This is a genomic window from Halorussus sp. MSC15.2 (assembly GCF_010747475.1).
In the GTDB taxonomy this organism is placed as follows: Archaea; Halobacteriota; Halobacteria; order Halobacteriales; family Haladaptataceae; genus Halorussus.
Genome location: NZ_VSLZ01000001.1, coordinates 515,899 through 542,037 on the forward strand (window position 1 = coordinate 515,899; position 26,139 = coordinate 542,037).

The window sequence follows — 26,139 nt, forward strand, 5'->3', positions numbered from 1 at the left end:
ACCCGGTGTATGAGTACTCTTTCGCGGGCACGGGGGTTCGGAAAACGGGTGTACGCCGACTTCTCGGAGAAGAACGTGACGTTCATGGCGGCGGGTATCGCGTACAACGCGTTCGTCTCGCTCGCACCGATGCTGCTGTTGCTCCTGCTGGTCGTCTCCACGTTCGGCGGCGGTCTCGAAGCCCGAGTCGTCGCCGTCGCTGGGAACTGGCTCCCCGGCCCGATAGCGAACGTCGTCGAGGAGATATTTCGCGGGAACTCCTCGGCCGCCGGGGCCTCGGTCGTGGGTCTTGTCGTCCTCCTGTGGGGGACGCTCAAGATATTCCGCGGTCTCGACACGGCCTTCTCCGAGATATACGAGACGAGGGGCCGGAACTCGTTCGTCGACCAGTTGAAAGACGGTATCGTCGTCCTCGTCGCGCTCGTCGTCGCTATCGTCTCGACGATAGGCGTCACGGTCGCGTTCTCCCGCTTCTCCGACTCGATTCCGTTCGTCGGGTTGCTGACGCCGCTGGTCCTCGTCGCCGGACTCGTCATCGCGTTCTACCCGATGTACTATCGGTTCCCAGACACGGAGGTGGGACTGGACGACGTACTACCCGGCGTGGTGTTCGCCGCCGTCGGGTGGGCCGTGCTTCAGGGCGTCTTTCAGGTCTACCTCTTGTTCAAGGACCCCGGGTCGGGGAGCTTCTTCGGGAGCGTCATCCTCGTCGTCACGTACCTCTACTTCTCCGGACTGGTTCTGCTCCTCGGTGCCGTCATCAACGCCGTTGTCGGCGGGCACTCCTCCGGCGAACCGGGCGGCGTGGGACGGGCAGCGACGAGTTACGACACTCAGCGCGAGGAGACGCTCGACCGCGAGGAACTCGCCGACTACCTCGCGGACCTCCGGAACGAACTCGCCGGACGCTACGACGGGATGCGCCCGGCCACCCATTCTGACGACGAGGACCGACGCCCCCGTCCGGCGGGCGACGTGCAACTAACCGAGCACCAGACGGTGGACGGCGACGAGCGTCGGTGGACGGTCACGCTCCAGTGGACCGTCGCCGAGGAGTCCGAAGCCGTCGAAGCGAGCGAGCGCCCGGCAGACGACTGAGACGCCCGCGGACGGTCGAACGACTCGCCGAGCGACCTCGCGTAGCTGTGAACGAAAAAACATATGTGGCGGCCTGAACCCCGTGCCATGCCCTCCAGACGACGGTATCCCGCCGGTGTCGCGCCGGTCGGAACCCACGACGAGAAGTCGCTCGTCGTCGCGCTCACGGAGAAGTAACGCCATCTTCGGACAGGCGACTCAGTAGTTCTCTCGGAAGTCCTCGACGATTTCGACGCCCGAACTCGCGCCGATGCGCTCGGCCCCGGCGTCCAGCATCGCCTTCGCCTGTTCGTAGTTGCCGACGCCTCCGCTGGCCTTGACGGGCAGGTACTCGCTCATCAGTTCCACGTCCGGGACCGTCGCTCCCCCGTCGGCGAATCCGGTCGAGGTCTTGACGAACGCGGCGTCGGCCTCCGCGGCGGCCTCGCACGCGCGGTGCTTCTCGTCGTCCGTAAGCAGCGCCGTCTCGATGATGACCTTGACAGGGACGGGGACCGAAGCGACGACCTCCTCGATGTCCTCGCGGACGGCCTCGTCGTCCCCGGCCTTCAGGCGGCCGACGTTGAGTACCATATCCAACTCGTCCGCGCCGTCCTCGTACGCGACGACGGCCTCCTCGCGCTTGGCCGACGTGGCGTTCTGCCCGTGGGGGAACCCGACGACCGTCGCGAGGGTGACCTCCGGAGCGTGTTCGGCGGCCTCGGCGACGTAGCACGGCGGGATGCAGGCGTTCATGCCGTACTCGTCGGCCTCGTCGAGGACCGCCGTCACGTCGTCGAGGGTCGTCTCCGGTCCGAGGACCGTGTGGTCTATCTTCGCGGCGAGTTCTGCGTCGTTCATATTCGGACGTGAGACGGCCCGCAACTAAAAAGCCGACTGTCCATCGGAGTCGCTCGGTGGAAGCGGCGCTCGGTATCCCGGCCGAATGGCCGACTACCGAGAGAGGACGATTCGCGCGAGTACCAGCGCGGTCAGCGTCGGCGCGAGCGACAGTGCGCCGAATCCGCCGAGAATAGCCAACAGTTCCCACGCGTAGACCAGTCCCGCGCCGCCGACCAGCACCAGCGAGAGCAGGAGTCCGACCGCCGCGCGAACCCACGGAAGCGTCGCCGGCCCGGCCCACACGACCGCGAGTGCGTCCAGCGTGTCCGCGAGGACGACCGCGAGCAGGACCCACGACACCTCGACGCGGGTCGGCCGCGAGACCTTCTCCGGGGGGTCCGGAACCGGAAAGACGAGTCGGATGCGCTCGGGCAAGCGCATCTCCGGGAGGGACATCGGCGGGAGCGAGAGGCTGAAATCCGTCTCCTCGTCGCGTTCACGGGGTCCTCGTTCGCGAGGTTGGGTCCGCCCGGCGTCCTCGTCCGCCATGGCGCGTGCTACGCGGTCGGGATTCAAAGACCTACTCGTCGCGTTCGTCTCGACCGTCGCGCTCCTCGCTGTCGTCGAGGAGTCGCCCGACCACGTCTACCGCGGAGTCGATGACCTCCTCGGGCGACCGCGTGGCGTCGATGCGGACGAACCGCTCGGGTTCGGCGTCGATAAGTCGCTCGTAGTTCCGCTGGACCTGACTCAGGAACGCGGCCTGCTCGAACTTGTTCGTCGCGCCGCTCCGGGCAGCGCCCGTCTCGGGGTCCACCTCGAAGTAGAGGGTCGCGTCGGGCGGTCGGGTCCACGGCTGGTGGACGCCGCGGATGTACTCCAGCGGACGCTTGACGTGGTCCTCGATGCTGACTGCCTGATACGCGTACCGCGAATCGGAGTAGCGGTCGGAGACGACGACCTTCCCGTCTTCGAGGGCAGGTCGGACCGTCTCCGAGAGGTGGGCGGCGTGGTCCGCGGTGTAGAGGAACAGTTCCGCCAGCGAGTCGGCGTCGTCGTCCGAGACCGAGCGGTTCACCGCCTCGCCGTACCACGTCTCGGTCGGTTCGCGGGTGAAGACGAACTCCGGGAACTCTTCGCGCAGCACTTCCCAGACCGTCGTCTTCCCGCTCCCGTCGAGACCCTCCAAGGTAATCAGCATACTCGGAGGTGGTTTCGGCTCGGTATAAAGGCCTGCGGGTCGGTCGCGGAACGACCCGCCGTAGCAGGTACTTTTAATTCCCGTCGGTACGTATCCTGTACATGAACATTCTCGTCGCCGGAGGGACCGGATTCATCGGCACGCGTCTCGTGCGAGCGCTGAACGACGACGGTCACGACGTGACCGCTCTGGCGCGGGACCCGGACGAGGCGGACTTCCCCGCGGGCGTCGAGCGCGTACGCGGCGACGTCACTGCCTACGACTCCATCGAGGGTGCCTTCGAGGGGCAGGACGTCGTGGTCAACCTCGTCGCGCTCTCGCCGCTGTTCCAACCCTCGCGCGGGCAGTCCCACATGCGGGTCCACCTCGGCGGCACCGAGAACGTCGTGACGGCGGCCCAGAACCACGACGTGCGCAAAATCGTCCAGATGAGCGCCCTCGGTGCTGACCCGAACGGTACGACGGAGTACCTCCGCGCGAAGGGGCAGGCCGAACAGGTCGTCCGCGAGTCGGGGCTGGCGTTCACCATCTTCCGGCCCTCCGTCGTCTTCGGCGAGGGCGGCGAGTTCGTCTCGTTCACCAAGAAACTGAGTACGCCCTACGTCACTCCGCTTCCCGGCGGCGGGGCCACCCGGTTCCAGCCGATTTGGGTCGGTGACCTCGTGCCGATGCTCGCCGCGGGCGTCGAGGAGGAACGCGACGGCGAAGTCTACGAAATCGGCGGTCCGCAGGTGCTCACGCTGGGGGACGTGACGAAGCTCGTCTACCGAGCGGAGGGGAAACCGGCGAACGTCCTGCCGATTCCGATGCCGCTGGTGAAGGTCGGCCTGAGCGCGGCCGAGTTCGTCCCGTTCGTTCCCTTCGGTGCCGACCAGTTCCGGTCGCTACGACTCGACAACACCGTCTCTCGAAACGACATCGATGCGTTCGGTGTCGACGAAGGCGACCTCACCACGCTGTCGTCGTATCTCGGTCTCTCGGAGTGACCGTGGTCGGGTATCGCTCGTCGGCGGTCCGTCGCAGTCGCGTAAAACCACGGAAAATCGCCGTCTGACGGGTGTCTGACGGGGGCGCACTCCCCGCTGTTTTCGGACACGTCCCTCCGTGGACAAACTTAAAGAGACATGTTCGACATCTGGTGATGATTCAGCCATTTTGGAAACATCGGCTTACCGTCTTGCGATTTTGCGTAACGAGCCGTTTCTGCATTCTGTGGAACGGACCAAAAGGATTATCACCCCTTCGTGGTTGTATTTCTCCCAACGGAGTACGGTCCGGAAAATGAAGCTTGCAATGATTGGTTTCGGGCAGGCCGGTGGGAAAATCGTGGACAAGTTCCTGGAGTACGACCAGCGAACTGGAAGCGAAATAGTGCGGTCGGCGGTCGCGGTCAACTCCGCGAAGGCGACCTCATGGGACTCGACAAGGTCCCCCAGGACAATCGTGTCCTCATCGGTCAATCCCGAGTAAAGGGTCACGGCGTCGGAGCGGACAACGAACTCGGCGCGGAAATCGCCGAGGAGGACATCGACGAGATTCAGGGAGCCATCGACAACATCCCGGTTCACGAAGTCGATGCGTTTCTCATCGTCGCCGGGATGGGTGGTGGCACCGGTTCCGGTGGCGCTCCCGTCCTCGCGAAGCACCTCAAACGAATTTACACCGAACCGGTGTACGGTCTCGGCATCCTGCCCGGCGGCGACGAGGGTGGGATTTACACGCTGAACGCAGCGCGGTCGTTCCAGACGTTCGTCCGCGAAGTGGACAACCTGATGGTGTTCGACAACGACGCGTGGCGACAGTCGGGCGAGTCCATCGAGAGCGGGTACGCGGAGATAAACGAGGAGATAGTCCGACGGTTCGGCATCCTCTTCGGTGCCGGTGAAGTCGGCGGTAACGACGAAGTCGCCGAGAGCGTCGTGGACTCCAGCGAGATTATCAACACGCTCGCCGGAGGCGGCGTCTCGACCATCGGCTACGCCGCCGAGGAAGTCGAGACCGAGGACTCCTCCAGCGGTCTGCTCTCGCGGTTCACCGGCGGCGAGGAAGACACCCAGACCGACACCGCGAACACCACGAACCGAATCACCAGTCTCGTCCGAAAAGCGGCGCTCGGCCGACTCACCCTACCCTGCGAAATCGAGGGGACCGAGCGCGCCCTGCTGGTCCTGAGCGGTCCGCCTCGACACCTCAATCGGAAGGGAATAGAGCGCGGTCGGAAGTGGCTCGAGGAGCAGACCGGGTCGATGGAAGTCCGCGGTGGCGACTACCCCGTTAGCGACTCCCAGTACGTCGCCAGCGTGGTCCTCCTGTCGGGCGTCAACAACGTCCCGCGCATCAAGGAGCTACAGGAAATCGCCATCGAGGCACAAGAGAACATCGACGAGATTCAGGAGGAGAGCGAGGAGAACTTGGAGGAACTCGTGGAGGACGACGACGATGAACTCGAACCACTGTTCTAAACTACTCGCGCTGTTGTTCGCCACCACGCTGGTCGTCTCGGCGGTCGGTCCCGCCGCGGCGATGTCGGCCTCGGCCAGCGGCGCGCCCGACGAGAAGAAGGTCGGCGAGGACGTGAAATCGACGTTCACGATTACCAAGCCGTTCAGCGAGTACGACACGTGGACGTTGAACGCGACCACCGAACTGAAAGACGTGACGTGGACCGTCCAACTGTACGACCAAGGCGGTCGAAAATCGACCAGAAGTCCTACGACGGCCAGTCGTTCGACCACGCGCTGAAGAAGAGCGACGCGTACGAGGTGAAGGTCGTCGTGAAGGGGACAGTGCCCGAGGTCGGGAACTACACCTACGACCCCGCGCAGAAACTGGTGCTGGCCGAACTGAATCAGGTCCGCGAGGGCGGGAGTAGCAAGTCCATCAAGGCGTGGACGTTCCGACCGTACACCGAGAAGAGTCAGGAGGCGCGCGACGCCATCGACTCGGCCCGAGAGACTATCGACGCCGCGGAAGGCTCCGGCGCGGACGTTTCCGGTGCCGAAGACACGTTCGAGAACGCCGTCTCGGCCTTCGACGCCGAGAACTTCGGCAACGCGGTGGACCTCGCCAACGAGGCCGCCAACAAGGCCGAAAGCTCCAAGCAGTCGAGCCAGCAGACTCAGATGCTGCTGTACGGCGCTGCCGGACTGCTCGCACTGGTCGTCGTGGTCGGCGGTGCGCTCTGGTACCGCTCCAACCAGCAGGACGACTACGACAAACTGCGCTGACGCGGCCGTGTTTTCCGGACCGGGATTTTGGGGGTCACGATTCGCGTCCGCAACGTTTTCCGCACTGAACGCTATTCCGTAGCCTCTTAAGCGAGGACGAGCGAGTTCCTACTCAGGATGCGAGTCGTCGTCCCGTACGCCGCGACCGACCCGAAGACGCGACTAGCCGACGTGCTGTCGGCCGACGAGCGGACCGCGTTCGCCGAGGCGATGCTGGCGGACGTGCTGGCCGCGGTTCGGGGGACCGGCCGCGAACCCGAACTCCTCGCCACTGCACCGGTCGCGGTGGACGCGCCGGTGACGGTGGACGACCGACCGCTGACCGAGGCGGTCAACGCCGTACTGGCCGAGACCGAGGAGGCGGTCGCGGTCGTGATGGCCGACCTCGCACTGGCGACGCCCGACGCGCTCGGGCGGTTGTTCGAGCGCGACGGCGAAGTCGTCGTCGCGCCGGGCCGGGGCGGCGGGACGAACGCGCTGGTCGCGCGCCATCCGGAGTTCCGAGTGGACTATCACGGCACGTCGTTTCTCGACCACCTCGCGGTCGCGCGAGAGGTCGGCGCGGCGGTCGAGGTGGTCGATTCGCACCGACTGGCGACCGACGTGGACGAGCGCGCCGACTTGGCGGAGGTGCTGATTCACGGGGGAAGCGAGGCGCGACGCACCTCGGCCACGCGAGCGACGAGAAAGTCGTTGGAGTGGCTGAAGTCCGCCGGGTTCGAGTTGGCGAGCGACGAGAGTCGCGTGGGCGTGGTTCGGGATTAGAATCTGATTGAAGGCTACCGTTTTAATACCGTGAGGGCCAAGATAGGTGCAACTGAACAGCGATGACGAAACTCGAACACATTGAGGTTGAGGGATTCAAGGGCTTGGAGCGGGTGGAGTTCGAGCCTACCGATATTAATCTAATTACTGGACGCAACAATACCGGGAAGACTTCGCTTTTAGAAGCTGTGGACTTGCTATTTAATCCTGCTCACTATGAGGATTTCGGCGACAACATGGATTCGGTTATCCATGTGGACCACAACTACAGTGAGATATGGGGGAAGGTCCAGGAGCAGGAAGTCGAAACAGCCATTCGGACTCCGACTAGTTCGGAGGCACAAAGCTACATGATAGAAGTAGTCTCTGAGAGAGTAAAGTACGAAGTGCATTTCTCCTCTTCGTTTATTGAAGAGAGAGCGGATGATATCAAAGATACAATAGATAAGAGTGCGCAACGACTTCTAGAGGAGAAATTAACACAAACAGTACTTACTGACCTCAAAGACGAGATGAGAGTACTGTCTACGGGTTCAGGCAAATTCCCGTATCTACTTTGTGGGGATACAACAAGAACGCTCTTACAGGATATTTGGAGACAAATCGCAGAGGAACTTAGGCAGGAAGATTTGCAGAACGTTCTTATCAAAAGCAATTCGGGATTAGTGGGACTCATGGAGTTCGATTCTGAACAGACGGAACTTCAAATGGGATTTGGAGAAATACCACTACGTTCTCCTGAAAATACAGGGTTTGCGTCGTTCATTAAGTCCACGAATCTTATTGAGAGTATCGACCGAACTGACGACGAACAGGAGCCAATAAAGATAGACGACATCGGCGATTTCATCAAGGACACGAAACTTGTGGACGACCTCAAGACATTCACGCTCGACTATCTCGTGTTTGAAGATGAGAGTGGCAATAAAAACCAGATACCATACAATTTCATGGGTGACGGCTTTAAGACCATCGTCGGCCTGCTTTGGGAACTCATGGACGACGACGTAGAGGACCAAATAGTCCTCATCGAGGAACCAGAGACACACATGCACCCCGGTTACGTCGCCGAACTCGTCCACTTCCTCATTGACCTCGCAAGGGACGAAGGCATCCAGTTCTTCATTACGACGCACGACCACGATTTCATCAAGGACTTCTTCACTGAGATGCCCGGGGAGAAGCGTGACTACCTCGAAGACGAGTTCTCGCTGGTCAAGATGGACGACTTCGGAGCGGACGTGATGGATTACGAGAATGCGGAACACCACCTCAAGGACCTGCATCTAGACCTTCGAGGAATTTAATCTCCATGGCGAAAATCGTCTTCAGCGAGGGTGAGCGTGACGTACGCTTCATGAGAAAGTTCTTCGACAAGTACCACGATAATCCACAGTTCGACCAACTCGTAATTGGGAATCTTTCGCAGGACGAAATGCTCCACGAGGAGTCCGACAAGATACGTTCCTTTTTAGGAGGATGGAACGACCACAATCTCCTTGTCAAGTCGGAGAACGGCAAGCCGAACCTCAAGAGAGGGTTCTCGTTCGTCATCCGCGATTTGGCGACAAAGCCGGTAGAAAAATACGTCCTCGTTGACCTCGACACGACCGAAATCGACGGCTTCGTAGACGATATTCGAGAGCGCGTTCGAAAACGGCACCGAGGTACGGGCCTCCGAATCGGTGAGGTGAAGAGTCTCAGACGGTGCCACGAGATGGTCGCGCAGGAGGTCACGCTCGAAAATGAGCGTGGTAGAGATCCCCGAACTGGATTCACGATTCTCGCATTCCGCGAAGACCTCGAAACGGCTGCAGGTATTGACAAGGATGAAGACGACTCGGAAGAACAGGCCGAGAAACTAGCATCACTACTCGACGGTGGGTCGTTCGACAGACTGCTTCGACAAACACTCCTGTGAACTGCGCTGACGGAACTTCCAAACCCTTTTCCTCGCGGTGGCGTAGTTCTGGAGGATGGCAGGTGCCGACATTCCGGGGGCCGACGAGTACGACGTTGCTATCACCTTCGACGAGACCGAGGTCCGGCGACTGCTCTCGGTGGAACCCGCGGACGTGGACGCCGCGGACGAACTCACGTTCGCGAAGAACGTCTTCGTCCCGCTGACGACCGCCTGCCGGTACACCTGCACCTACTGCACCTACTTCGACGCGCCCGGCGAGGCGTCGCTGCTGTCGCCCGAGGAAGTCCGAGACATCGTCCGGACGGGCGCGGACGCCGGGTGTACCGAGGCGCTGTTCACCTTCGGCGACGACCCCGACGACCGCTACGACCGGATTCACGACCAACTCGCGGAGTGGGGCCACGACTCGATTCACACGTATCTCCGGGAGGTCTGCGAAATCGCGCTAGAGGAGGGACTCCTACCCCACAGCAACCCCGGCGACCAGACCCGCGAGCAGATGGAACTCGTCGCGGACGTGAACGCCTCGATGGGCGTGATGCTCGAGACCACCGCCGACGTGGACGCCCACGCCGGCCCCCGCGTGAAGAACCCCGGCCAGCGCCTCAACACCATCCGAAACGCCGGGGAACTCGGCGTCCCGTTCACCACCGGCATCCTCGTGGGTATCGGCGAGGACTGGCGCGACCGGGCCGAGAGCCTGCTCGCCATCCGCGAGATGCACGAGCGCTACGGCCACGTCCAAGAGGTCATCGTCCAGAACGTGGTGCCGAACGAGCGCTCGTCGTACGAGCGACCCTCGGTCGAGACCATGCGCCGGGTCGTGGCGATGGCCCGCGCCTGCCTCCCAGAGACGGTGTCGGTGCAGGTCCCGCCGAACCTCTCGCCGACCCGAGACTTGCTCGACTGCGGCGTGGACGACTTGGGGGGCGTCTCGCCCGTCACGGACGACCACATCAACCCCGACTACGAGTGGCCCGCGCTCCGGGAGTTGGAGGACATCGCCGACGAGGCCGGGGTACCCCTGCGCGAGCGCCTGCCGGTGTACCGGCGCTATCTTCCGGCGGCGTCGGGCGGCGAGGCGGAGGACGACGAGTGGGTCTCGGACACGATTCGGCGGGCTATCGAGACCGGGGACGCGGCCGGGAAGCGGTACAGAGCGACGCTCTCCGATTAGGTTTCTAACCTGAATCCGGCGTTTCTGGCTTCGGGCAGACGGTACGCCATAGAAACTCCGAAAACGCCGAGACGCCTCGCTCAGACAGCGACCAGTTCGACCACGAACGCCGCGTCTCGGGGGTCCCCGCCCTCGACGCGAACGTCACCGCCGTACTGGTCCACGAGCGTGTCCACGAGGTAGAGACCGATGCCGGTGCCGGTGCTGTCGATGCCCTGTTCGCCTCGACCGAAGATGGTCTCGCGCCGGTCGCTCGGAATCCCCGACCCGTTGTCGGCGATGCGAACCGTCACGGCGTCGTCGTCGGTCTCGACGCTGATTTCGACCTTCGGGTCGTCAGCGTCGTTGTGCTGGACCGCGTTGTTGAGCAGGTTACTGAACACCGACGAGAGCATGTTGTTCGCCCGAACCCGCACCTCGGGAATCTCGCCGTCCACGACGAAGGTGGCGTCGTCGTAGGAGGTCCGGACCTTCCGGAGTTCGCTTTCGAGGACGCTGTCCGCGTCCACGGGTTCGAGGTCGGGGTCCTCCTCGCCGGTGATGGTCTCCAGCAGCGTCGAGACCGTCTCGGTGAGTTCGACCACGTGGCCGGTGTTCTCCAGCATCCGGTCGAGGTACGCCTCGTGGTCGTCGTCCTCGATGTCCTCTTGGAGGAGTTGGGCCATGCCCCGGACGACGTTCATGTCGTTGCGGATGTCGTGTTCGAGAATCTGGTTCAGGATGGCGAGTTGTTCGGTCCGGCGGGCGAGTTCACGCTCGTTCTTCTTGCGCTCGATGGCGTACCGCATGGTGCGAACGAGGAGTTCGCCGTCGATTTCGCCCTTGATGAGGTAGTCCTGCGCGCCGCGCTGGACCGCGTCCACGCCGAACTGCCGGTCGTTCAGTCCGGTCAGCAGGACGATGGGGACCTCGCGGGTCTGGTCGAGGACCGAATCGAGAGTCGCCTCCCCGCTGCTGTCGGGCAACATCAGGTCGAGCAGAACGATGTCTACCGACTCGGTTTCGAGTCGTTCGAGACCGTCTTCGAGACGTTCCTCGTGGACGAGCGAGAGGTTCGGCGAGAGGTTGTCGCTGTCGTCCAGTATGTTGCCCTTCATCTGGAGCATCTCCTCGAAGAGGCGAGCGTCGCCCGGGTTGTCCTCTATCAGCAGGACCGTCGTCTTGTCTTGGGTGGTCTCGTCTCGTTCACTCATCGTTCGGTGGAAGCTTGACTATCGAGAGCCAGAACTGCTCTAGATTCTGTGCGACTTCGATGAACTGGTCGATGTCTACCGGTTTCGTGATGTAGGCGTTGGCGTGTAACTCGTAGCTCTTCACGATGTCCTCCTCGGCCGCCGAACTGGTCAGCACGACCACGGGGATGCGCCGGAGTTCGCGGTCCTCGTCTATCTCCTTGAGGACCTCCTTGCCGTCCTTGCGGGGGAGGTTCAGGTCGAGCAGGATGAGGTCCGGTTGGGGGGTGCCCTCGTACTCGTCCTCGCAACGCAGGAACGCCATCGCCTCGACGCCGTCCTTGACCACGTGGAGGTTGTTCAGCACGTCGCCCTGCTTGAGCGCCTCCTTGGTCAGGCGCACGTCGCCGGGGTTGTCCTCCACCAGCAGAATCTCTATCGCCTCTCCGGGCGGTCCGCTACTCATCGCCGATACCTCCCGCCGAGACGGTGAAGTAGAACGTCGAACCCTCGCCCACCTCGGATTCGAGCCAGATATCGCCCTCGTGGCGGTCGAGTATCTTCTGACACATGGCGAGACCGATGCCGGTGCCGGAGTACTCGTCGTTGCCGTGAAGCCGCGAGAAGATGCGGAACACCTCGTCGGACTCGCCCTCCGGGATGCCGATGCCGTTGTCGCTCACCGAGAACACGTGGTTCTCACCGTCGCGCTCGGCCGACACGTGAATTTCGGGGGTCTCCTCGTCGCAGTACTTGATAGCGTTGCTCACGAGGTTCTGGAGCAACACGACCATCTGGCTCTCGTCGCACACCGCGGTCGGGAGCGGGTCGTGGGTCACCTCGGCACCGCTCTCGTGAATCGCCACCTGCAGGTTGTCGGTCGCTTGTTCGACGACCGACTCGAAGTCGGTCTGCTCGAACTCGCCGCCTCTGGAGTCCACGCGGGAGTACTTCAGGAGGTCGTTTATCATCTCCTTCATCCGGTTGGCTCCGTCCACCGCGTAGTCGATGAACTCTTGGGCGTCCTCGTCGAGGTCCTCCTTGTACCCGCGTTCGAGCAACTGCATGTAACTCGACACCATCCGAAGCGGTTCTTGGAGGTCGTGGGAGGTCACGTAGGCGAACTGCTCCAACTGGGCGTTCGACTCCTCCAGTTTCTCGACCGTCTCCTTCAGTTCTATCTCGGCCTCCTTGCGGTCGGTGATGTCGCGCGTGATGACCTGAAACGTCTCGCGCTCGCCCGGCAGGTCCACCGACGCGAAGACGTTGTGGAAGTACTCGCCGTCGTACCCGTCCTCGAACCGTCTGGTCGTCCCGGTCTCGATGACTTCCCGGCCGATTTCGAGTCGCCGTTCGGCCACGTCGTCGGGAACGACGTCGAACAGCGACTGGCCCGTCAGCGCCGTCGGCGTGGAGTCGAGGTTCTCCGCCATCGCGGCGTTCGCCATCACGAACTCCCCGTCCGCGTTTATCTGCGCGATGAGGTCCGGGGAGTTGTTCACCAGCAGTTCGTACTTCTGCTCGGTGCGGCGCTGTTCGACCGCGTTGTCTATCTGGTTCGCCAGTTTCTCGAACTGCTGTTCGCCCTCGTCCTTCTGGAAGTAGTGGGTGACGCCGGCGGCGACCGCTTCGCTCGCCACCGCCTCGCTTCCGGTGCCGGTCAACAGGATGAACGGCTGTTCGAAACCGCGCTCGCGCGCCGTTTCGAGGAACTCGATTCCGTTCGTCTCCGGCATCTGATAGTCGGTGACGACGCAATCGACGTCCGCGGTATCGAGGCGTTCCAGACCCTCGCGGGCGTCGTTCGCCTTCATCGTCGTCATGTCGTAGTCGGTCGCGAGCGTGTCGGCGACGACCTGCGCGTAGAAACTGCTGTCGTCGACGACTAACACCCTTATCGAGGTGTCCATGTGTCTGGCAGGTTCGTATCTTCTTTCATAAGTGTATTGAACTCGCCCACAATCTTGTTTCTCTTTGAACTTACGCGCCTGAATGGGCGATTACGGACCACTCTCCGGTCTGACAACCCGACGAGTGACCGAGGCGGGACGAACCTACCGCAGGTACCGCGTCTCTATCTCCGGCAGTCGCTTCCGGACCGCGACGTAGACCACCGAGAGCGCCAGTCCGACCACCGTGAGCTGTCGCACCACCCCGTCGAACAGTAGCAGGCCCGGAAGCGAGAACAGACTCGCGAGCAGAAGGTCCTCGGGCGCACCGTCGTAGCGAATCCAGCGCCGCGGCCGAACCCACCGCTTCGCGGGATGGACGTAGACGCCGCGGTCGTCGGTGGCCTCCCACGGTCGGAGTTCGAGACCGCCGCCCGCGGCGTCGGTGACGCAGTGGACCGCGGCCGACAGGAGGAAGAACGCGGCGGCGAGCGCCGCGGAACCGCCGACGACGAGCGCCAGCATGCTCGCGGCGACGGCGGCCACCGAGTAGTAGACCGGGAAGTGGAGCGTCCGGCGGTGCTGGCCCGACAGCAGGTCGAGGTCGGGGAAGACCCCTCCGGCGAGTCCGGCCAGTGCGGCCACGGGCGCGAGTTCGGGCGCGACGACCGCGAGCGGGGCCGCCAACGTCACCCCCATCGCGGCGTGGGTGGTGTTCATCATGCGTCGTCTCTCTGGTCGTCGGTGGCTCAATCGTCGGCAGGCGAAGTGTCCTCGGCGGTGGCCGCCGTTCCGTTCGAGTTCACCAGCGGCGTCCCGTCGGCGGCCGGACCGAGTTCGGGGCCGAACGGAGGGTCGTCCGGGTCGATGAGGCGCTTCTGGCGGTAGTCGTCGAGCGCTCGACCGGCGTCCGGCCTATCGCGGTTATCATCTCGACGTACTCCGCGAACGAGCGGGCCTCGCCGAACTCCCCGCCGGCGCGCTTGGTTATCTCCTCGCTGAGGATGGTGCCCATGAAGTCGTTCGCGCCGCACGAGAGCATCTTCAGGCCCTGCTCGTCGCCGTACTTGACCCAACTCGACTGGATGTTCTCGATGTTGTCGAGGAAGAGTCTGGAGACGGCTATCATCAGTTCGTCCTCGTGGGTCGTCGCGCCCGCGTCTATCATCCCGCGCTCGGCGAGGGGCGTGTTCGGGTGGACGAACGAGAGGGGGACGAACTCCGTGATGTTGTCGGTGCGGTCCTGCAGGTCCCGAATCCGCTTCAGGTGCCGGACGCGGTGGGCCTCGTTCTCGACGTGCCCGTACATGATGGTCGCGGTCGTGTCGAGTCCGACGCTGGCCGCGGCCTCCATGGCCTCGACCCACTCGTCGGAGCCGATTTTGCCGGGGCAGATGACCGACCGCACTTCGTCCACCAGAATCTCGGCCGCGGTACCGGGCACGCTGTCGAGTCCGGCGTCCGCGAGGCGGCCGTACACCTCCTCGTAGGACCAGTCGGTGCCCCGGCGGGCGTGGTAGGCCTCCTCGGGCGTCATCGAGTGGAGGTGAATCCCCTCGACGTTCATCGCCTCCATCTGCTCGACGTAGGTGCCGGGGTCGGTCTCGTAGGCCGCCGCGGCTTTGTAGTTCAGGTCGCCGCGGTCGCTCGATTCGAGGATTTCGACGTGTTCGTCGTCCAGCGCGAGCGCGGGGTGGAGACCGCTGACGGACGTGACCTCGTAGATACCCGTCTCGCGCGCCGATTCGACGATTCTGCGCGACTCCTCGGGCGTCTTGGTGAACCCGGCGTGGTCGTCGTCGGACTCTTCCTCGAAGTGCTGGGCGGTGTCCTTGAAATTACAGAACAGACACCCGGTGTTACACGCGGTCGTGACGTTGTTGTTGAGGTTCGCGACGAAGGTGACGTCGTCGCCGACCACCTCGGCCCGCCTCCGGTCGGCGGTCTCCAACACGCGCTCCTTGCGGGCGAGGTCGATGCCCTCGCGGTCGGTACCGGTGGTCAGCAACTCGATGCCGTCCGCGACCGTGAGACGGTCGCCGTCGCTGGCCTTCGCCAGCGCGTTCTCGAACGACTGGTCGGTCTCCGGCACGCAGTCGAAGTCGAACTGCTCTCGCGGGACGTTCGTCCGGGCCGCGTCTTCCATCACCCCAGACGACGACCGGGAGCGATAAAAACCGACGGGTTACGGCAGAGGGTCGGTCTACGGCGCCGCTTCCGACGAAGCGGGTCGCGGTGCCGCGGGCCGATGCGCGAAGATGCATACTTTCGCGGGTGACAGGTTCGAAAGTGCGCACGTGAATGGAAACGCCTTAGTCCGACCGAAGCGACCCCTCGCACATGACCGACAGCGACGGGGCACGCGAAAGTGGCGGCGCGACGCCGAGGTGGTTGCGGTGACGAGCGTCAAGGAGTTCCGCGTCGAGCGCGAACCGACCGCGAACACCCTCGGCCGGGGCGCGTTCGTCTTCACCGACGACTACTCGGTGTTCGACTGGGGCAAGATGCCCGACGAGATTCCCGACAAGGGCGCGAGTCTCTGTTCGATGGGCGCGTTCAACTTCGAGTTGCTGGAGGACGAGGGCGTGCCGACCCACTATCGAGGAGTGGTGAGCGAGGCGCGAAGCGCCTCGGACAGTCGAGCGGGGAGGGACGACCCGCGAGACCCTGACACCGCCGACGTGGTCTCGCTGGCGGACGCCGAGGAACCGCCGACCGAGATGGCCATCGAACTGACGCAGGTGCCCGACCTCCCCCACGAGGGCCGGGACTACGACTACGACGCGTTCCACGCCGCGGCGGGCGACAACTACCTGATTCCGCTCGAAGTCGTCTTCCGCAACAGCGTCCCCGTGGGGTCGAGTCTCCGGCGGCGCACCACTCCGGCCGACCACGGTCTCGACTTCGAGGAGTGGCCCGAGGGCGTCGTCCAACTGGAGGAACCCATCGTGGAGTTCTCCACCAAGTACGAGGAGAGCGACCGCTACCTCTCGCGGCGCGAGGCCGACCGCATTGCCGGACTGGCCGACGTGGCGGAACTGGAGGACGTCGCCCGCGAGGTGAACCGCGTCGTGACCGAGCGGGCCGCGGAGGCCGAGTTGGTCCACGAGGACGGCAAAATCGAATGTTGCTACTTCGACGGGGAGATTCGAGTCGCCGACGTAGTGGGGACCTTCGACGAGAACCGCTTCACGTTCCACGGTCAGCAGGTCAGCAAGGAGTTCGTCCGCCAGTACCACAAGCGCACCCAACCAGAGTGGGTCGAGGCAGTCGATGCGGCGAAGCGTGAGGCCGAGGAGCGCGACGTCGCCGACTGGAAGTCGCTGTGCGAGGAGTCGCCCGAACCGCTGGACGACGCGGTCGTCGCAGCCGCCCGCGACCTCTACGCCGCGGGGACCAACGCCTACGTCGGCCGCGACATGTTCGACGCGCCCTCGTTGGAGGACGCGGTGGCCGAAGTCAGGGACCTCTGAGGCCCTCCGTTTTCTGTTTGTGGGAGTCTCGCGGCCGCGAAACGTTTACTGGACGCCCCCGAAACAGTTCGACCAACCGAACACACCCCGAGCGCTCGTGTCCGACCAGAAACGAGCCGTCAGAGACGGCGACGAGACGAGGGTCGTTCCGACTCAGGGCGCGGACACGACTACCGAATAAGTCTCGTTGCGGTACCGAACGTACTCGTGGTCGTACCACACGTCGTAGTCCACTCCTTCGGGTATCCTCGTCGTGTTGTACGACCCGTTTAGCGCCCGCTCGAAGGTGTTCTGCTGGCGCGGAGCTAACTCCTCGAAGTCGATGATGCTGTTGGGCGTCGTGGCGACCTCCTCCTTCTCGACGGTCAAGGCGTGGGACCCGAGTTCGGTCTCGTCTCTGCTGTCACCGTCGAGCGGTTGGAGACAGCCTGTCGTGACTGACAAGAGGAGAACGAGGGAAACTACCGTTCGGGGGAGGGCAACCGAGGCCATACGAACGGTCCCGCGTAATTCGGCATAAATCTTCTCTGGGAGGGATGGAAAGATACGCGCGACGAACGCGACCGACGCCTAGTCGTCGCCCGACGTGGGCGTCGGAACCTTCCCGTCGGTCGGTTCGTCCGGCGTCAGTCGGTCGAGTTCCGGCCCCATCCCGAGCCTATAGCCGTCCTCGTCCTCGCGCTCCTCGGCGGCGTCCTCGCGGAGTTGCGTCCGGCCGCGGTGGATGGTCAGGTCGTCGGCGAGGTGGAGTCGGACGGCCTCCAGCAGCACCTCTGCTTCGAGCGGTTGACCCCGCTCCTTGATGGTCTCGACGCTCGCGCCGTCCGGGACGTCGAACGCGCGCTGGGCGACGATGGGACCTTGGTCGAGGTCGGTCGTCACGTAGTGAGCGGTCACCCCGGCGATGCGGACGCCCGCCTCCTTGGCCTGCCGGTAGGCCTTCGCGCCGGGGAACGCGGGCAGGAGGCTCGGATGGACGTTGATGATGCGGCCCTCGTACCGGAAGACGACGTTCGGGCCGAGGATGCGCATGTAGCGCGCCAGCGCGACGAGGTCGGCGTCGTACTCCGCCAGCAGGTCGAGCAGTTCGTCCTCGTCGGGGTTGCCCTCGGCGTCGCCGACGTCGTGGAACGGAATCCCGTACTCCGTGGCGACCGGTTGGAGGTCGGGGTGGTTCCCGATGACAACTGCGATTTCCGCGTCGAGGTCACCGTCGGCCTCGGCCTCGCAGAGTCGTCGGAGGCAGTGACTCTCCTTGGTCACGAGCACCGCGATACGGCGGGTCTCGCGGTCGGCGGGGAACCGGACGCGCACGTCCACGCCGAGGTCCGCACCGAGTTCGTCGAGGTCGGCCCGGAGGTCGGCCTTCGACCCGTCCATCTCCCGAGCGTCCACGCGCATCGTCATCCGGAAGAGGTCGTCGCGGACCGCTTGGTCGAGGTCCTCGATGTTGATTCCGCGTTCGAACAGCAGGGTGGTGACGCGCGCCACGAGTCCGGTGTCGTCGTCGCCGACGACGGTGATTTCGGTCAGTTCACGCTGGCTCATCGTACCACCTGCGCGGGGGACATTGTTGCCGGTTCTGAGGTGGTCGGGCGTAAAAAGGGACCGTTTCGGTGCAACATCCCCGGCTAGTATGCACGTTCGTGGATTGACGGCAGAATCCGAAAGTGCTTTTGAGCATGGACGACCACCCTCACACGATGACCGCCTACACCGCCACGGTCACGGTTCGCCTGAAGGAGGGCGTCTTGGACCCCGAGGCAGAGACGACCAAAAAGGCGCTTCAGCGACTCGGCTTCGAGTTGGAGAGTCTCCGGTCGGCCGACCAGTTCGAACTCGACGTGGACGCCGAATCGACGGACGCCGCGGCCGAGCGCGCCGACGAGATGGCCGAGCGCCTGCTGGCGAATCCGACCATCCACGACTACGACGTCGAGGTCGAACCCCGAGAATGACGGTCGCTATCTCGACGACACCGACCGTCTGCAGACGTCACAGGAGGCGGTCTGCGTGACGGTCGCTATCGTCCAATTCGGCGGCAGTAACTGCGACCGAGACGCCGAGCGCGCGCTCTCGCACCTCGGCATCGACGCCGAACTCGTCTGGCACGAGGACGGTCTCCCCGAGGACGTCTCCGGAATCATGCTGCCGGGCGGGTTCTCCTACGGCGACTACCTCCGGGCCGGAGCCATCGCCGCGAACAGTCCCATCATGGCCGAAGTCCGGGACGCCGCCGAGTCCGGCACGCCCGTCCTCGGCGTCTGCAACGGCGCGCAAATCGGCTCTGAGTCGCGCCTGACCCCCGGCGCGTTCACGACCAACGCCTCCGCCCGGTTCCAGTGCGAACGCGTCCACGTCCGGGTCGAGAACGCCGACACGCCGTGGACCGCCGACTACGACGAGGGCGAAGTCGTGGAGCTGCCCATCGCCCACGGCGAAGGCCGGTTCGAGGTCACCGACGACCGCCTCGCGGACCTGAACGCCGACGACCGGATTCTCTTCCGGTACTGCGACGAGGCGGGCAACGTCACCGACGAGGCCAACCCCAACGGGTCGAAGGAGAACGTCGCGGGCGTCGCGGGCGAGAACGAGAACGTGGCGGTGTTGATGCCCCACCCCGAGCGAATCTCGCTCCCGGACATCGGCGGAACCGACGGACAGGCCATCCTGCGCGGATTCGAGACCTGACGCGTCGAGCACGGACTCGTCTTCGACCGCGAATAGAACCACCTGTCCCGGCCCTCGGTCGAACTCACCTCTCTGCCCCGACCTGTGGGCCGAACTCAGAACCTCGACCGTCGCTTCCGGTCCCGACCGTAGGCGAACAGTAGCGCCCAGACGAACACCACGACGACTACCCATCCGACGACGACAACCAGCGACCACGCCGAGAGCGGCCCTGCGGGAACCGTCATCGTTCTACCGAGATGGGCGTGTCGCTGGCTATCCACTGGTCGTCGGTCTCGTCGCTGTTCCGAATCTCGATCCAGCCGTTCGAACAGAAGATTGTTTCGTAGTCGCCCCAACCCTCGGACATTGTGTCCGACACACCGGGTCGGCGGCGTCCGGCGAACTCCCCGGGTCGCCGCGCGCCGCCCTCGATGTGCCACCCCCGGCCCAATCAGATGGCGAGTGCGGACTTTGTTATCCGGTGAGTATCGCGGCGGTACGAGCGGCTTAGTCGCGCGAACGCCACGTTGAATCGAGTCCGCGCCCGGTTACCGTCGCGACAGGGTCGATACGTCACCGTCTCACGTGCTTTGCCGACCCTCCCCGCTCCGACAGAAGACACTTGTCGGACGACTACAATTTTCCCGCCATGCCCTCAAGACGCGCGCTCTTTCGGACCTGCGGGACCGGCCTGACGCTCGGGGTCGCGGGGTGTCTCGACACCGGCGGCGAGTCGCCGGACGAGACGACCCCGGCCGAGTCCGAGGCCGGTGCGACCGCCGGAACCGAGACTACCGCGCGGGGAACTCCGGCGACTGCTACCGCCGGTCCGCCGCCCGAGGTCCGGGAAGTGGACCCCGCCGCTGTCGGCGAACGCGGCGTCCCGCGCTCGCCGTCCGTGGAGTCGGACACCTACGAACCGTTCCGGGCGTTCGTCGTCGGGGAGCGCCCTGACTCGCCGGGTAACTTCTATCGGACGCCCCACGTCTGGGTCTGGAACCTCACCGGCGAGGCGACGACTATCGAACTCGCACTGACTACCGGGGGCGAGCGACTCCGCCGAGTCGAGACCGAGTTCCCGGGCGGGCAACCCCTCGCGTTCGTCTTCCGTGACCGCGGCAGGTACGAACTGGCGGTCCGGGTCGGCGACCGGACGAAGACCGTCACTGTCGAGCGCGACCGGTTCCGGTGCAACGCCACGGGGACCGACGTGCAGGTGCGGCCGGACCGAATCGAGACCGAGACGGTCTCGACCTCGATGGCCTGTACGACCACGCCCGGAGGGTCGTAGCGATGCGACCGAACGCAGATTCGCAACTCACCAGACGCCGCCTCCTCGCGGTCGGTGGGGCGGGTCTCGCCGCCTCGCTCTCCGGGTGTCTCTCGTCGGTCCCGCTCGTCGGTGGCCCGCCCGACGTTCGCGAGGAGTCCGAACCCCCCGACAGAGGCGTTCCCTCGGCCATCCACGACCTCTCCGCGAACGCGACGGTCGCGACGCTCGCGGTCGGCCGAGGGAGCAACCACCATCAGGTCTGGGTCTGGAACGCGACCGGGCGAAGCCGAGAAGTGAGCGTCGAAATCGGTGGTGCCTCCGACGAGGAGCTGTGGTTTCGGGAGAGATACGCGCTCGACGCCGACGCGAATCTCGCTATCGACCTGCGCGAGAGCCGCGAATACGCGATTACGGTCGGGGTCGGCGACCGCCAGAAAATCGTCGAAGTTCAGAAGTCTCAGTTCGACTGCAACGATTCGGCGACCGACGTGGCGATTCGGGACGACGAGATAGAGAGCCAGACGATTTCGACGGCGATGGGTTGCGGCGGTGGTTTCTAGACGCTCCCTCGGGAACCGATAACGGAACTCGAATCACGGGCCGACAGTAGGAAACCGAGTCACGGACCGGCCGCGTCACCGAACTCGCCGAACTACCGCGCCAGCGGGAGGCTGAAGCTCTTCTCGCGCTCCACGACCGCTTCCCACGTCGCCTCGCACTCGCAGGACACTTCTCCGAAGACGCTCGCGTCCTGCCGGATGTCGAAGTCCTTGATGGCCTTCTGGACTCTGTCGTCGCACTCCCCGCAGTTGTGGGGGCCGCGGTCCGACCCGTGACCCACGGGGTCCGAGACCACGATGGCGTCGGCGTCCGCGGTGTCCTCGAGCACCTCCGCGACCGACCAGAGCCACGGCGGGCGGTAGCCGTCCCGGAAGTAGAGTTCGTCCACCATGGTGTAGCGCTGGACGTTGGTCGGGTTCATCGAGACGGTGTGGGCGTACTCGGCGCACCGCCGGACGGAGGACTTCATGTCCTCGATGGCCTCGGATTCGGAGAGGAACGGGGGCTTCATCAGGAGGTAGGCCTTCACGCCCGCTCCGGCGGCCTCGGCGTGTTCGCTCGCCTCGATAAAGTCCTCGAAGTCGAAGTACTTGTTGACGCAGTCGTGGCGCACGCGGTCGGTCGCGGTTTCGAGACCGATGGCCACGTCGGTGTCGAGACCCTGCTCGGTGAAGTCGGCCAGTTTCTCGCGGTCCACGAAGTCCGGGAGGCTCTCGACCACGATGCGCTCGCGGTCGGCGAACGTCTCGGCGATGGCTTGCCGGGTCTCCGCGCCCACCTCTCGCTCGTCGAGGAACGACCCGGAGGTGTAGATTTTGATGAGACCGGATTTCCCGTCGGCCTCGCCCTGTTCGATTTGCTCTCGCTCGTGGTCGAGACAGACATCTATCTGGTCCATCAGCGCGTCGTGGGCGACCGACCCGCCCTCGACGGACTCGGCGACGTAGCCGCACATCGTACACCCGCCGGCGCGCGCCCACCGACACCCGCCGGTGTTGAGGATGATGGTGAGGCTCTGGTAGACGCCGCCGGGCGTGCGGTCCTCGTCTATCCAGACCCGCGTGGGTTCGTGTGGGTCGTACGTCTCGTCCTTCTGGGCGCGGATGTCGCGCATCACCTTGTTGTGCGCGTCCATCCCCCGGCCCTGCTCGTAGACGTCCGGACTCGGCTTGCTCATTACCGGACGAGTAGCGGTCCGGCGCGTAAATCGGCTTCGGAGTCGGGGTTGCGTGAACGGTCGGCGTTTCTCGGGGTCGGACTGACCGAATCTCGACTCTCGATGCACGCTTATCTCGACAACCGGTCTGGCACGCGCTGGCGCGACCGCGTGTCGCGCCCATGCGTGTGAGGGACGAGTAGCGCAGTGAAACGAACAACGCAGGAGGCTGGGGAGGCCCGAGGCTGTCGCGGTGCTGTGCGGTTGCGGGGCGGTTACTCCTTTGTGTCGGCAGTAGCTAGCTCGTTTTGACGAAACACGAAGAAGCTAGCTACTGCCGACTCCTATGAGACCGCAACCTCGGTCCTCCCCAACCTCCTGCGCTTCTCGGTCGCTTTGCTCCCTGCGATGCTCGTCCCTCGCGCGTTACTCGCGCGCCGGAGAAGATAGTCAAGAGAAATCGTGAACCGACTCCGTGACTCGAACCAGCAGTCACACCTCTCGTTCCACCCTTTTCTCCGAGGCCGACCGACCCGCGAACTCGACGCCGAGTCGCCAGACGAGAACCGCGACGAACGCCCCGACCCCGTCGGCGACCATGTCCGCGACCGAGAAGTGTCGCCGCGCGAGCGGGGCCTGCACGAACTCGATGCCGACGCCGTAGCCGACCGCCAGCAGGGCCGCGAGCGCGGCCACGACCGCGGGAGCGCGACCGGGGGGCGAGCGCGCTCGCGAGCGCCCCGGACAGCGCCGCGTAAGCGAGCGCGTGGAGCCACTTGTCGATGCCGAACACGCCGAGCGGACCCAGCGACGGGAGGCCAGACGACGGCGAGTCGAGGACCGAGGCGTAGAAGATGCCGGCGGCGACGAACGCGACGGCGAGCCAGCGGAGCCAGTGGGGCGGCCGAACGTCGGCGAGGTTCATGGCGTGGGGATTGCCACGCCCATCGCTAAAATCCGATGGTCGGCGACGCCGCGATTCGGTTGTCGCTGACCCGACGTAACCGGAGATGTAACCGATACCGGTTACGGTAACGAGGCAATGACTAACACGCTTGCGGCCCAATATAAGGATAGACCGTTACTATGACTGACCTCGGCGGATTCCAAGACCACGTCGCCAGAATCGACCTGAGCGACGAAGCGGTAGATTACGAAGGCATCGACGACGAGGATGCCGAGAAGTACATCGGCGCGCGCGGACTCGGCGTGAAGTACGTCTTCGACCAAGGACCGGACGTGGACCCCCTCGGTCCCGACAACCTGCTGGCGTTCATGAACGGGCCGCTCACGGGGACTCAGACCGTGATGAGCGGGCGAATCGCGGTGTGTACCAAGTCGCCGCTCACCAACACCGTCACCGACTCCCACCACGGCGGCTGGTCCGGAGCGCGACTCAAGTGGGCCGGGTTCGACGGCCTGCTGTTCGAGGGCGAGGCCGAAGACCCCGTCTACGCCGTCGTCGAGGACGGCGAAGTCGAACTCCGCGACGCCTCCCACGTCTGGGGTTGGGGCGTCCACGACACCATCGACGAACTCGAAGACGAGTGCGAGGGGTCGTACGGCAAGAACCTCTCGGCGATGGCCATCGGACCCGGCGGCGAGAATCAGGTCCGGTACGCCTGCATCATGAACGAGGACGACCGCGCCTCGGGCCGCGGCGGCACCGGCGCGGTGATGGGGTCGAAGAACCTCAAGGCGGTCGTCGTCAAGTCCTCCACGAAGATGCCCAAACCCGCCGACCAAGAGACGTTCCGGGAGGGCCACCAGCAGGCGATGCAGGTGATTCAGGAGTCGGACGTGACCGCCCCGAACGAGGGCGGTCTCTCGATGTACGGCACCAACGTCCTGATGAACCTGACCGAGGAGATGGACGGCCTGCCGACGCGCAACGCTCAGCACACGAGTACGAGCAGCGAGGCGGAGGCCGACGCCTCCGAACCCAACATCGACGCCGAGAACGTCTCGGGCGAGAACGTCCGGGAGAACATCCTCGTTGACGAACCCACCTGTCACTCCTGTCCGGTCGCGTGCAAGAAGGAGGTCGAGGTGCAGGTCCACCACAAGGGTGAGGACCACAACGTCCGGATGGAGTCCTACGAGTACGAGTCGGCGTGGGCGCTCGGCCCGAACTCGATGAACGACGACCGCGACAAGGTCGCCATGATGATAGACCGGTGCAACGACATGGGCGTGGATACCATCGACATGGGCAACACGATGGCCATGGCCATGGAGGCCTCCGAGGAGGGCTACCTCGACGAAGGCCTCGACTGGGGCGACGCCGACACCATGATAGAGATGATAGAGCGCGTCGCCAACCGCGAGGACGACCTCGCGGACCTGCTCGCGGAGGGGTCGATGCGCGCGTCCGAGGAACTCGGCGACGGCGACATGTCCCTCGACGTGAAGGGCCAGAGCATGGCGGCCTACGACCCGCGGGCGATGAAGGGGATGGCAATCGGCTACGCCACCTCGAACCGCGGGGCCTGCCACCTCCGGGGGTACACGCCCTCGGCCGAGATTCTGGGCATCCCGAACAAGGTGGACCCCAGCGAACCCGAGGGGAAGGGCGAACTCTGCGCCACGTTCCAAGACCTCCACGCCATCAGCGACTCGTTCGACATCTGCAAGTTCAACGCCTTCGCGGAGGGCATCGAGGAGTACGTCATGCAGTACAACGGCATGACGGGACTCGACGTGAGCGAGGAGGAACTCATGGAGGCGGGCGAGCGCATCTACAACCTCGAACGCTACTACAACAACCTCGTCGGGTTCGACGGGAGCGACGACGACCTGCCGGCCCGGTTCGTTGAGGGCAACGAGAAGGCCATCCCCGGAGAGGGCGGTTCCGAGGGCCAACTCGTGGAACTCGACCAACTCAAGGACGAGTACTACGAGGTCCGCGGGTGGGAGGACGGCGTGGTCCCCGACGAGAAACTGGACGAACTCGGCATCGACGTCGGTCCCGGTACCGGCGTGAGTTCCGGCGGCGCGGCCGCGTCGGGCGACGACTAACTCGCCTCTTCGCTCGTACTTCCGTTCTTCTCATCTTTCAGCCACGATAGCCGACGAACCTCACCGCTACGGCTAACCGCGTTCTGCGCGAACACCGACCATGGAGATTCGAGAGGCCACCGAGAACGACATCCCGACCATCAGGACGGTCGCCCGCGAAGCGTGGACGGAAGCCTACGCCGACGCGGTACCCGAATCGGTCGTCGAGAGCGCCGTCTCCGAGTGGTACGCCGAGGAGACGATGTCTCGAATCATCGCCGATGACGAGCAGGTGTGTCTAGTCGCGACCGACGAAGACGGCGACATCGTCGGGTTCTCGCACGGAGCGACCGACGACGGTGCCGGCGACGTGCTCCGCCTGTACGTCCACCCCGACAGGTGGAACGAGGGCATCGGGACCGCCGTGCTGGAGGCGATGGAGGAGCGACTCACCGCGATGGGCGCGGAGACGATTCAGGCCATGGTGTTGGCCGAGAACGAGATGGGGAACGCCTTCTACGAGGACCACGGGTTCGAGAAGACCGACGAGGCGGAGACCCAACTCGACGGAGCGACCCGGACCGAGAACGTCTACGCCAAGGCGCACTGACCCCGGACCAAGGCGTTTGTCCGGTCCCGGACGACCGCGCGCGATTCGATTCGGTATTGTTTCCTTCTGAAATTTTGACTCACGCTGTGGCAAAAACTGCCTATATTTATGACGGTAATAT

29 protein-coding genes and 2 pseudogenes are annotated in these 26,139 nt (G+C 64.3%); 17 read left to right on the forward strand and 14 right to left on the reverse strand.

Features of this window, described 5'->3' with window-relative positions; all coding sequences use genetic code 11:
• Positions 1-9 precede the first annotated feature (9 nt).
• Positions 10-1,098, forward strand: coding sequence for a YihY/virulence factor BrkB family protein (locus FXF75_RS02650; protein ID WP_163520000.1), 1,089 nt, complete (start codon positions 10-12; stop codon positions 1,096-1,098).
• 198 nt (positions 1,099-1,296) lie between these two features.
• Here FXF75_RS02650 and deoC read toward each other — a convergent pair whose 3' ends face one another.
• The 3 genes from deoC to tmk form a co-directional block, all read right to left on the reverse strand.
• Positions 1,297-1,938, reverse strand: coding sequence for a deoxyribose-phosphate aldolase (gene deoC, locus FXF75_RS02655; RefSeq protein WP_163520001.1), 642 nt, complete (start codon positions 1,936-1,938; stop codon positions 1,297-1,299).
• A gap of 93 nt (positions 1,939-2,031) precedes the next feature.
• Positions 2,032-2,469: a hypothetical protein gene (locus FXF75_RS02660; RefSeq protein WP_163520002.1), complete on the reverse strand. Its 438-nt coding sequence runs from the start codon at positions 2,467-2,469 to the stop codon at positions 2,032-2,034.
• A gap of 31 nt (positions 2,470-2,500) precedes the next feature.
• Entirely contained in the window at positions 2,501-3,121 is a 621-nt protein-coding gene (tmk, locus tag FXF75_RS02665) for a dTMP kinase (protein WP_163520003.1), read from the reverse strand.
• 101 nt (positions 3,122-3,222) lie between these two features.
• Between tmk and FXF75_RS02670 the strand changes: the two genes are divergently transcribed.
• From FXF75_RS02670 to cofG, 8 genes and pseudogenes are all read left to right on the forward strand, one after another.
• Positions 3,223-4,107 (forward strand): complex I NDUFA9 subunit family protein, encoded by an 885-nt coding sequence (locus FXF75_RS02670; RefSeq protein WP_163520004.1) that lies wholly within the window; start codon positions 3,223-3,225, stop codon positions 4,105-4,107.
• 295 nt (positions 4,108-4,402) lie between these two features.
• A pseudogene (locus tag FXF75_RS02675) lies at positions 4,403-5,583 on the forward strand (tubulin/FtsZ family protein).
• Positions 5,561-5,863, forward strand: coding sequence for a hypothetical protein (locus FXF75_RS22375; RefSeq protein WP_240334481.1), 303 nt, complete (start codon positions 5,561-5,563; stop codon positions 5,861-5,863). The pseudogene FXF75_RS02675 and the gene FXF75_RS22375 overlap by 23 nt, the downstream one beginning before the upstream one ends.
• Positions 5,782-6,348 (forward strand): hypothetical protein, encoded by a 567-nt coding sequence (locus FXF75_RS02680; RefSeq protein ID WP_240334482.1) that lies wholly within the window; start codon positions 5,782-5,784, stop codon positions 6,346-6,348. The genes FXF75_RS22375 and FXF75_RS02680 overlap by 82 nt, the downstream gene beginning before the upstream one ends.
• 117 nt (positions 6,349-6,465) lie before the next feature.
• Complete coding sequence (gene cofC, locus FXF75_RS02685) at positions 6,466-7,113, forward strand: 2-phospho-L-lactate guanylyltransferase (protein WP_163520005.1); 648 nt, start codon at positions 6,466-6,468, stop codon at positions 7,111-7,113.
• Between the two features lie 62 nt (positions 7,114-7,175).
• Entirely contained in the window at positions 7,176-8,420 is a 1,245-nt protein-coding gene (locus FXF75_RS02690; RefSeq protein WP_163520006.1) for an ATP/GTP-binding protein, read from the forward strand.
• Between the two features lie 5 nt (positions 8,421-8,425).
• The gene (locus FXF75_RS02695) at positions 8,426-9,034 is read left to right on the forward strand and encodes a hypothetical protein (protein ID WP_163520007.1); all 609 of its coding nucleotides are present in this window, start codon (positions 8,426-8,428) and stop codon (positions 9,032-9,034) included.
• A 55-nt stretch (positions 9,035-9,089) separates the two neighbouring features.
• A complete protein-coding gene (gene cofG / locus FXF75_RS02700; RefSeq protein WP_163520008.1) occupies positions 9,090-10,214 on the forward strand; it encodes a 7,8-didemethyl-8-hydroxy-5-deazariboflavin synthase subunit CofG in 1,125 nt (374 codons plus the stop codon).
• 80 nt (positions 10,215-10,294) lie between these two features.
• On the opposite strand, the gene FXF75_RS02705 is transcribed toward cofG, so the two are convergent.
• The 5 genes and pseudogenes from FXF75_RS02705 to cofH all read right to left on the reverse strand — a co-directional run bounded on the left by FXF75_RS02705 (position 10,295) and on the right by cofH (position 15,421).
• The gene (locus tag FXF75_RS02705; protein ID WP_163520009.1) at positions 10,295-11,407 is read right to left on the reverse strand and encodes a hybrid sensor histidine kinase/response regulator; all 1,113 of its coding nucleotides are present in this window, start codon (positions 11,405-11,407) and stop codon (positions 10,295-10,297) included.
• On the reverse strand, positions 11,400-11,852 hold the full coding sequence (locus FXF75_RS02710; protein ID WP_163520010.1) for a response regulator: 453 nt from the start codon (positions 11,850-11,852) through the stop codon (positions 11,400-11,402). Before FXF75_RS02710 ends, FXF75_RS02705 begins: the two co-directional genes overlap by 8 nt.
• Complete coding sequence (locus FXF75_RS02715; RefSeq protein ID WP_163520011.1) at positions 11,845-13,296, reverse strand: ATP-binding protein; 1,452 nt, start codon at positions 13,294-13,296, stop codon at positions 11,845-11,847. The genes FXF75_RS02710 and FXF75_RS02715 overlap by 8 nt, the downstream gene beginning before the upstream one ends.
• Positions 13,297-13,440: 144 nt before the next feature.
• Entirely contained in the window at positions 13,441-13,998 is a 558-nt protein-coding gene (locus FXF75_RS02720) for a metal-dependent hydrolase (RefSeq protein ID WP_163520012.1), read from the reverse strand.
• A gap of 26 nt (positions 13,999-14,024) precedes the next feature.
• Positions 14,025-15,421, reverse strand: a pseudogene (gene cofH, locus FXF75_RS02725) (7,8-didemethyl-8-hydroxy-5-deazariboflavin synthase subunit CofH).
• A gap of 250 nt (positions 15,422-15,671) precedes the next feature.
• Here cofH and FXF75_RS02730 point away from each other — a divergent pair.
• A complete protein-coding gene (locus FXF75_RS02730; protein ID WP_163520013.1) occupies positions 15,672-16,748 on the forward strand; it encodes a phosphoribosylaminoimidazolesuccinocarboxamide synthase in 1,077 nt (358 codons plus the stop codon).
• A 153-nt stretch (positions 16,749-16,901) separates the two neighbouring features.
• Here the strand turns inward: FXF75_RS02730 and FXF75_RS02735 are convergent, their stop codons facing one another.
• Together FXF75_RS02735 and FXF75_RS02740 are read right to left on the reverse strand one after the other, a co-directional pair.
• Positions 16,902-17,240, reverse strand: a complete 339-nt coding sequence (locus FXF75_RS02735; RefSeq protein ID WP_163520014.1) for a hypothetical protein — start codon at positions 17,238-17,240, stop codon at positions 16,902-16,904.
• A gap of 78 nt (positions 17,241-17,318) precedes the next feature.
• The gene (locus tag FXF75_RS02740; RefSeq protein ID WP_163520015.1) at positions 17,319-18,296 is read right to left on the reverse strand and encodes a formyltetrahydrofolate deformylase; all 978 of its coding nucleotides are present in this window, start codon (positions 18,294-18,296) and stop codon (positions 17,319-17,321) included.
• Between the two features lie 155 nt (positions 18,297-18,451).
• Between FXF75_RS02740 and purS the strand changes: the two genes are divergently transcribed.
• Both purS and purQ read left to right on the forward strand, forming a co-directional pair.
• On the forward strand, positions 18,452-18,706 hold the full coding sequence (purS, locus tag FXF75_RS02745; protein WP_163521068.1) for a phosphoribosylformylglycinamidine synthase subunit PurS: 255 nt from the start codon (positions 18,452-18,454) through the stop codon (positions 18,704-18,706).
• A 55-nt stretch (positions 18,707-18,761) separates the two neighbouring features.
• The gene (gene purQ, locus FXF75_RS02750; RefSeq protein WP_163520016.1) at positions 18,762-19,439 is read left to right on the forward strand and encodes a phosphoribosylformylglycinamidine synthase I; all 678 of its coding nucleotides are present in this window, start codon (positions 18,762-18,764) and stop codon (positions 19,437-19,439) included.
• Positions 19,440-19,534: 95 nt separating this feature from the next.
• Here the strand turns inward: purQ and FXF75_RS22995 are convergent, their stop codons facing one another.
• Both FXF75_RS22995 and FXF75_RS23000 read right to left on the reverse strand, forming a co-directional pair.
• Positions 19,535-19,666: a hypothetical protein gene (locus tag FXF75_RS22995; RefSeq protein WP_275897373.1), complete on the reverse strand. Its 132-nt coding sequence runs from the start codon at positions 19,664-19,666 to the stop codon at positions 19,535-19,537.
• Positions 19,663-19,788, reverse strand: a complete 126-nt coding sequence (locus FXF75_RS23000; RefSeq protein ID WP_275897374.1) for a hypothetical protein — start codon at positions 19,786-19,788, stop codon at positions 19,663-19,665. The genes FXF75_RS22995 and FXF75_RS23000 overlap by 4 nt, the downstream gene beginning before the upstream one ends.
• A gap of 282 nt (positions 19,789-20,070) precedes the next feature.
• Here FXF75_RS23000 and FXF75_RS02755 point away from each other — a divergent pair, with 282 nt between their 5' ends.
• Both FXF75_RS02755 and FXF75_RS02760 read left to right on the forward strand, forming a co-directional pair.
• Positions 20,071-20,712, forward strand: a complete 642-nt coding sequence (locus FXF75_RS02755) for a hypothetical protein (RefSeq protein WP_163520017.1) — start codon at positions 20,071-20,073, stop codon at positions 20,710-20,712.
• Between the two features lie 2 nt (positions 20,713-20,714).
• Positions 20,715-21,254, forward strand: coding sequence for a hypothetical protein (locus tag FXF75_RS02760; RefSeq protein ID WP_163520018.1), 540 nt, complete (start codon positions 20,715-20,717; stop codon positions 21,252-21,254).
• 92 nt (positions 21,255-21,346) lie between these two features.
• Here FXF75_RS02760 and FXF75_RS02765 read toward each other — a convergent pair whose 3' ends face one another.
• A complete protein-coding gene (locus tag FXF75_RS02765; protein ID WP_163520019.1) occupies positions 21,347-22,432 on the reverse strand; it encodes an archaeosine biosynthesis radical SAM protein RaSEA in 1,086 nt (361 codons plus the stop codon).
• A 471-nt stretch (positions 22,433-22,903) separates the two neighbouring features.
• Positions 22,904-23,107: a VanZ family protein gene (locus tag FXF75_RS21945; RefSeq protein WP_205427138.1), complete on the reverse strand. Its 204-nt coding sequence runs from the start codon at positions 23,105-23,107 to the stop codon at positions 22,904-22,906.
• Positions 23,108-23,177: 70 nt separating this feature from the next.
• Here FXF75_RS21945 and FXF75_RS21950 point away from each other — a divergent pair, with 70 nt between their 5' ends.
• From FXF75_RS21950 to FXF75_RS02780, 3 genes are all read left to right on the forward strand, one after another.
• Positions 23,178-23,405, forward strand: a complete 228-nt coding sequence (locus FXF75_RS21950) for a hypothetical protein (RefSeq protein WP_205427140.1) — start codon at positions 23,178-23,180, stop codon at positions 23,403-23,405.
• Between the two features lie 92 nt (positions 23,406-23,497).
• Positions 23,498-25,429: an aldehyde ferredoxin oxidoreductase family protein gene (locus FXF75_RS02775; RefSeq protein WP_163520020.1), complete on the forward strand. Its 1,932-nt coding sequence runs from the start codon at positions 23,498-23,500 to the stop codon at positions 25,427-25,429.
• Positions 25,430-25,529: 100 nt separating this feature from the next.
• Positions 25,530-26,018, forward strand: coding sequence for a GNAT family N-acetyltransferase (locus tag FXF75_RS02780; RefSeq protein ID WP_163520021.1), 489 nt, complete (start codon positions 25,530-25,532; stop codon positions 26,016-26,018).
• Positions 26,019-26,139: the final 121 nt, after the last annotated feature.